The sequence below is a fragment of the Thiorhodococcus mannitoliphagus genome (assembly GCF_010915725.1).
In the GTDB taxonomy this organism is placed as follows: domain Bacteria; phylum Pseudomonadota; class Gammaproteobacteria; order Chromatiales; family Chromatiaceae; genus Thiorhodococcus; species Thiorhodococcus mannitoliphagus.
The window spans coordinates 1-781 of sequence record NZ_JAAIJR010000390.1; the positions used below are offsets into that span (position 1 = coordinate 1).

Below are 781 nucleotides of genomic sequence, written 5' to 3' on the forward strand. Positions count from 1 at the left end.
CCGCCCGGCCTTGGAATCTCTGCGACGGCATCACGCGGTTATGTGAACCTTCACATAACCGCGTTTATGTGAAGGTCAAAATTATGTGAAGCTCATCGCTGCCGGCAGCCAGCAGCCTTAGCTGAAGATGGGGTGATCGCCACCCGGCAGGGCTGGAGCTTCACATAATTTCTCGGCCCCACTGAAGTGTCCAACCACTTCAGGAGACCGATATGTCCGCCACGCGACCATTGTCCCCCGGCACTCGGGACGTCGTCCGGGCAAGCCCGCTTGCGCCGTACCTCCAAGCCTTCGATGGTTACCTCGAAGAGCGCCGCTACGCCACCTCGACTGCGACTTGTTATCTCGGCAGCCTCGCTCATGTGGCGCGCTGGATGGAGCAGGAACATCTCGCTGTCGAGCAGCTCGACGACGTCGTGCTCGCCCGCTTTCTCGGCGAGCATGTGCCGCACTGCCAGTGTCCAGGTCCTGTCACGCGCGATCTTGAGGACCTTCGCGCCACCTGCGGCCATTTGCTGGCTGTGCTGCGTGCCGAAGGCGTGATCGGCGAGAGTATGCCGGCGATGACGCCGGTGGACGAGGAACTCCAACGCTTCGACACGCATCTGGAGCAGGTTCGGGGTCTTGCTGCCTCCACGCGCAAGGATCGTCTTCGCATCGTTCGTTGTTTGCTGGTGGAGCGCTTCGCAACGGGTCCCGTCGAGCTCTCAGCGATCCGACCCGAGCAGCTGCGCCAGTTTCTGGCACAGCAACAACGCGGCTACACAAAGCCGCACAGTTC

Annotated in this window: 1 pseudogene; it reads left to right on the forward strand. The window is 61.7% G+C overall.

The window, feature by feature from the left end:
• Window positions 1-212: 212 nt before the first annotated feature.
• Window positions 213-781: pseudogene (locus G3480_RS27045) on the forward strand (integrase); the annotation flags it as partial.